Origin of the sequence: Terribacillus halophilus, assembly GCF_900162685.1 — a bacterium.
GTDB classification, from domain to species: domain Bacteria; phylum Bacillota; class Bacilli; order Bacillales; family Amphibacillaceae; genus Terribacillus; species Terribacillus halophilus_A.
In genome coordinates, this window is record NZ_LT727828.1 from 1,871,441 (window position 1) to 1,877,699 (window position 6,259).

Annotated in this window: 5 protein-coding genes; all 5 read right to left on the reverse strand. The window is 44.6% G+C overall.

The genetic code is table 11. The features are described from left to right. Positions 1-72 precede the first annotated feature (72 nt). Positions 73-1,410 carry a sensor histidine kinase gene (locus tag B1K52_RS14135; protein ID WP_077309315.1) on the reverse strand — a complete coding sequence of 446 codons (1,338 nt, stop codon included), beginning with the start codon at positions 1,408-1,410 and terminating at the stop codon, positions 73-75. After that, positions 1,407-2,099: a response regulator transcription factor gene (locus tag B1K52_RS14140; protein ID WP_077309317.1), complete on the reverse strand. Its 693-nt coding sequence runs from the start codon at positions 2,097-2,099 to the stop codon at positions 1,407-1,409. The genes B1K52_RS14135 and B1K52_RS14140 overlap by 4 nt, the downstream gene beginning before the upstream one ends. A gap of 18 nt (positions 2,100-2,117) precedes the next feature. After that, positions 2,118-2,582 carry a flavin reductase family protein gene (locus B1K52_RS14145; protein ID WP_077309319.1) on the reverse strand — a complete coding sequence of 155 codons (465 nt, stop codon included), beginning with the start codon at positions 2,580-2,582 and terminating at the stop codon, positions 2,118-2,120. A gap of 159 nt (positions 2,583-2,741) precedes the next feature. After that, positions 2,742-5,180 (reverse strand): DNA topoisomerase IV subunit A, encoded by a 2,439-nt coding sequence (gene parC / locus B1K52_RS14150; protein ID WP_077309321.1) that lies wholly within the window; start codon positions 5,178-5,180, stop codon positions 2,742-2,744. 12 nt (positions 5,181-5,192) lie between these two features. Next, positions 5,193-6,259, reverse strand: a 1,067-nt coding sequence (locus B1K52_RS14155; RefSeq protein ID WP_256855925.1) for a toprim domain-containing protein, incomplete at its 5' end; no start/stop codon positions are given.

Below are 6,259 nucleotides of genomic sequence, written 5' to 3' on the forward strand. Positions count from 1 at the left end.
TACAATTAGTATATCCTTCTCTCATTAAAGAAAGGCTGTGTAATTTATTAGAATTTCATGAGAGTCAACACGTCAGCGTGAGAGGATAATGGTAAAAACAGAACCTACGTCTGGGGTGCTGTTGACTTTGATTTGACCCTCATGCAGCTCGACTAGCTGTTTGGCAATCGCAAGGCCAAGACCACTGCCGCCTTTGGAACGGGTACGCGCTTTGTCGACTCGGTAGAAGCGGTCAAATATAAGCTGCTGTTCCTTTTCATCTAAGCCTTCTCCATAATCTGTCACAGAAAGAAGCGCCTCATCTTGTGTTGACGAAACAGAAACTTCAATGTGATCATCACTATATTTAATGCTGTTACTGAGCAAGATATAGATAACTTGCTTCAGCATGTTCGCATCACCCAATACCGTGACAGCTTGCTCTGCCTCCACTTTAATTTCGCGCTGATGCGCTGTCTCCATTGCTTGGGAGCAAGTTTTAGCTAGCTCACTAAGATTGACAGTTTCTTTGTCTAGCAATGCTGGGTCATCTTTTGCTAAAATGAGCAGCTGGTCGACCAGTGCCTGCATACGTTCTGTTTCGCTATGAATGGCTTGTACTGCTTCTTGCTGCACGGCAGGATCATCGGCTCCCCAGCGATCAAGCAGCTTGCTGTAACTTTTGATAATGCTAATCGGCGTTTTAAGTTCATGAGAAGCATCCGAGACGAACTGCTGCTGTTTGGAGAAGTTCGCTTCCAGCTGGTTTACCATCTCATTGAACGTATCACTTAGTGCCTGTAATTCGTCATGCCTTCTATTGTCGATTTTCATTCGTTCCCATTTACCGCTGTTGCGGATAGCCTGCATTGTCGAAGTTAATGCAAGAATTGGCCGCAGTAAAAAGCTCCCTAGCAATCTGCCGCCGAAAATACATGGAATCAGGATAATCAGTCCTGCGAGTGTCAAACTGTATTTAAGTACTTGAAGCGTCTGCTCCAGGCTGACCAGCTCTTCGGCGACTTGCATCGTATAAATATCATTATTGCGGATAACTGGAATCTCTACCTCGGCATACCAGCTTCCCTCATGGTAGTATGTATGATCTGTTTCTTGACTTGAAAATGTAAAAGGAAGCTCTCGATATTTCTCGGCTCTGGTAATGACGCCCTCGCTCTGGCCATTCGGACCGATAAAACGAACCATTCCCTCTGCCGGCAAATCGGCCTGAAACAAACTCGTGCGCGCTGTATCCTTCCAATCAACCGTAGCTGCTGTTTCTGCTAGTGCACGCCCTTGCTCATGGAGACGATCGAGGCTGTTATGTAAACTCACCTGCCGGAACAAGAAATAAATAGATGCATTCACGATCAGCAATAAAATAACGAGGGTCACAATTATATATAATTGGATCCTTGTGCGCAGCTTCACTTTTCTTCATCCTTAATTGTATAACCCACGCCTCTGACGGTCTTAATTAGCTTACGATTCATATCGGCATCAACTTTCTTCCGAAGATAGCGAATGTAAACGTCCACTACATTTGTATCTCCGGCGTATTGAAAGCCCCACACACGTTCCAGCAGCTGATCTCTTGTTAAAACTTGTTTTTCATGCTTCATCAGAAATAATAATAAATCATATTCACGCGGCGTAAGCTCCAATTCATTTTTACCACGCATTACTGTTCGCGTCTTTTCGTCTAACGTCAGATTGCCTACTTGTAATACTGGATCTTGTTCAGCAGCTGCGCTCGTATGGCGAAGATGTGCACGAATACGTGCCAGCAGCTCTTCGATTTCGAATGGCTTTGTCATATAATCTGTCGCACCAAGGTCAAAACCACTCACTTTATCAGGAACAGCATCTCTTGCCGTCAGCAGCATAACTGGTACATGGGCATCGTGCTTACGAATGCGGCGCAGCAGCTCCATGCCGCTTAACGATGGCAGCATCACATCCAGCAGAACAAGTTGATAACTGTTTCCATAAAATGCTTCCAATGCATCCAAGCCATCATATTTCACATCAACTGTGAACCCTTCATGCTCGAGCTCCAGCTGCAGCAAACGTGCCATTTTCTTTTCATCTTCCACAACTAAAATTGTTGTCTGCTCCATAGGCTTTGCTTCCTTTCCTTATGTCGCTTTGATCTCTCGGTAGCTTCCTCCATAATACAGGACGGGCTCCCCGTCACGCTGTACTAAGTCTTCAACTTCGCCAATTAAAATGACATGATCACCAGCTTTTACCTTTTCCACAACTTTGCAAGCAAGTGTAACTAGCGCACCATCCACAACAGGAACATCTTTCAGTTTCGTAATCGGCAGCGGCTTTTCCTGTGCCATCTGTTTGGCGAACACCATGCTCACTTCTTTTTGCTCTTCTGCGAGAACACTGACTCCAAATGTGTCGTTTTCCTGCAGAACGTCATATAACGAAGCCTTTTCATCTATTGACACAGCAATCAAATGCGGATCCAATGAAACGGACATAAAGGCGTTCACTGTCATGCCTTTCATTTCCTCAGCTACTTCTGTTGATACAATTGTGATACCTGTTGCAAATTTCCCCATTGCATCTCGAAATGTTCTATTATCCATCTTGTATCCCCTCCGTACAAATTATTATACGTAAAACTATACCATGCAAGTTAGTTTAACTGTCAATTATTCTATCCTTTAAGAGCTTATCCTGTGCCGGAAATAAAAAAAGGAGAGGCAATACGCCTCTCTAGTTTACATAATAATATTCTTGTCTACTTATTCCTCTTGCGGAAAAGCAATATCATAGACCGCCTGCGGATATGTGTCAATCACTTCTCCGTGCTTATCTGTATCTAAAACGTAAGATCCATTGCTGTAACGGTCATTGGCATTCAGCTTCATCGGCTCCAGCAGATGATTTTCTTTATCTTTTGTTTCAATATGAATCGTCATTTCTTGCTCTACTACATAAAGTCCAACAATGCGATGCGGACTTTTCTTTAATTCACGAAGCATCACAACACCACGCTTTGCTCTGCCGGATGGTTCAAACTCTTTCAGTTTCATCCGTTTTGCTGCACCTCGATGTGTAATAATTGCAATACTTGGTGCATGCCGCAGATCAAATGTCTGAGCACCTACGATGAATTCGCCTTCTTTCACCTGCATGCCTTTCACACCAGCAGCACGAATACCAATCGGACTGACTTCTTCTTCTGTGAACCATAATCCATAGCCCGTATTCGTGGCCATGAATAACTGTTTCTGTCCATCTGTTAATGCCACATGGCATACTTCATCATCATTTTTCAAATTGATGGCAGTGAGTGACTTATTCGCACGCGATGCTTCATACAGCTGCAATTCGCTTCGTTTTACGAGGCCATTTTTTGTGAAGAAAACAAGATAGCCGCCGTTTTTAAAATCACGAACAGGTATGCTGGCAATTACTTTTTCGTCTTTATCCATGCTGACGATATTAGCCAGATGCTGCCCTTGGTCTTTCCAGCGAATGTCAGGCAGTTCATGCACCGGCATATAACTGAACTTCCCTTTATTCGTAAACACGAGCAGTTTATCCGTCGTGTTAATCTCCTGTAAGCCAACGAGATGGTCTTCTTCTTTGATGGCCAATCCTTCGCCATTGGATGCTTGGTAGGAACGCAGGCTCGTCCGTTTAATATAACCATCATGCGTTACCGTTACGAGTACATCCTCTGATGCAACCATTACTTCTAGGTTGATTTTCAGTTCTTCGATTTCATTTTCGATCTGTGTACGACGATCGGTATGGAAGTTCTTTTTAATCGTGCGAAGATCCTGCTTGATGACTTTGTGCAAGACCTTTTCATTTTTCAGGATATCTTCAAGCTTTTGAATCTGTTCATCAAGTTCATCTGATTCTTTCTGCAACGCCGTAATGTCTGTATTCGTCAAACGATACAGCTGCAAGTTCACGATGGCTTCTGCCTGTGCTTCGGTAAACCCGTAAGCTTCTTCAATCCGACGCTTGGCATCTGCTTTATCTTTAGACGCACGAATTGTCGCAATAAGCTCGTCGAGTATCGAAATGGCTTTGATTAAACCTTCGACGATGTGCTTGCGGTCTTTCGCTTTTTGCAAATTGTATTGCGACTGTCTTGTTACAACTTCTTTCTGGTGCTCAATATACGCATCCAGCAGCTTTGTTAAACCAAGCAGCTGCGGTGTTTTATCTTTGATTGCTACCATGTTGAAATTATAGGAGATTTGCAGATCTGTATTTTTATATAAATAATGCAAAATACCTTGTGCATCTGCATCTTTTTTCAGTTCCACGACAATGCGCATACCGGTACGGTCAGTTTCGTCTCGTACTTCAGCGACACCTTCCACTTTTCGGTCCAGCCGCAGCTCATCCATCCGTTTGACAAGATTTGCTTTATTTACTTCATAAGGAATCTCATCGATGACGATTTGCTGCTTGCCGCCTTTGATGTCTTCAATGCTGGTTTTTCCGCGAACAATGATCTTGCCTTTTCCTGTCTCATACGCCTTCTTGATACCCTCGACACCTTGGATGATTCCCCCTGTCGGGAAATCCGGTCCCTTCATGACTGTCATCAATTCGTCAACAGTGACAGTTGGCTTGTCCATTCGCATAATAACTGCATCAATAACCTCACCAAGCTGATGCGGCGGAATTTCTGTCGCATATCCGGCTGATATACCAGTAGATCCATTCACAAGCAGATTTGGGAACTTCGCTGGAAGTACCGTTGGCTCCGCGTTTGTATCATCAAAGTTCGGAACGAATTCGACCGTATTTTTATCGATATCGCGCAACAATTCCGAAGCAATGCTGGAAAGTCTTGCTTCGGTATAACGCATCGCGGCTGGCGGATCGCCGTCGACGCTGCCGTTATTCCCATGCATTTCTACTAGCACATTGCGCACTTTCCATGTTTGACTGAGTCGCACCATTGCTTCATACACCGAACTGTCACCGTGTGGGTGGAAGTTACCGATTACCGTACCGACGGTTTTGGCAGACTTCCGGAACGGTTTATCATGGGTGTTCCGCTCATCGTACATTGCATATAAAATCCGGCGCTGTACCGGCTTTAAGCCATCTCTGGCATCCGGCAGCGCGCGGTCTTGAATAATATATTTACTGTATCTGCCGAATCGGTCTCCGATGACTTCCTCCAATGGCAGATCCAAATATTTTTCCAAAAGAAATCCCCCTTAGTTGTGCAGCTTGTCGTTTTCGAGGATATTTCCGTCTTCTTCCATACCGAAAGCGACATTACTTTCGATCCATTTACGACGCGGCTCTACTTTGTCACCCATCAGCGTCGTAATGCGGCGCTCAGCGCGTGCAAAATCCTCGATTGTTACACGAATGAGTGTGCGCGTCTCTGGATCCATCGTTGTCTCCCAAAGCTGATCGGCATTCATCTCACCGAGTCCTTTGTAGCGCTGAATTGTATAGCCGTTCTTCAGTTCCTGCACGATGATGCGCATTTCCTCATCGCTCCAGGCATAACGGATCACTTCTTTTTTACCCTTGCCTTTTGAAACCTTATACAGTGGCGGCAGGGCAATAAATACTTTGCCTTTTTCAATCAATTCCTTCATATAGCGGTAAAAGAACGTAAGCAGCAAGATTTGAATATGTGCTCCATCCGTATCGGCATCTGTCATGATGACAACTTTGTCATATTGCACATCATCTAAAGTGAAGTCTGCTCCGACACCAGCACCAATTGTGTGGATAATCGTAGATATTTCCTCGTTTTTCATTACATCCTGCAGCTTCGCTTTTTCCGTGTTAATAACTTTACCGCGTAAAGGCAGAACTGCCTGAAACTTACGGTCACGTCCCTGTTTCGCAGAACCGCCGGCGGAATCACCCTCCACCAAATATAGTTCATTTTTCTGCGGGTTGCGCGATTGAGCCGGTGTAAGCTTACCGCTTAGAAGCGTATCTCTGCGCTTCTTCTTTTTGCCGCTGCGGGCATCTTCCCGTGCTTTTCGAGCTGCTTCTCGGGCTTCTTTTGCACGAATCGCCTTTTTCACGAGCATTCCGGCAATATCCGGATTCTCAGAAAGGAAGTAAGAAAGTTTTTCAGAAACTAAAGCATCTACTGCAGATCGCGCTTCAGAAGTACCAAGCTTGCTTTTCGTTTGTCCCTCAAATTGAAGCAGTTCTTCCGGAATTCGGACACTGACAATTGCAGTTAGTCCTTCCCGAATATCTGTTCCTTCGAGGTTTTTATCTTTTTCTTTCAACAAATTATTACGGCGAGCGT

Bases quoted from the DNA above. Each gene is read 5' to 3' on its own strand.
- B1K52_RS14140 (WP_077309317.1), bottom strand. From the start codon at position 2,099: ATGGAGCAGACAACAATTTTAGTTGTGGAAGATGAAAAGAAAATGGCA.
- B1K52_RS14145 (WP_077309319.1), bottom strand. From the start codon at position 2,582: ATGGATAATAGAACATTTCGAGATGCAATGGGGAAATTTGCAACAGGT.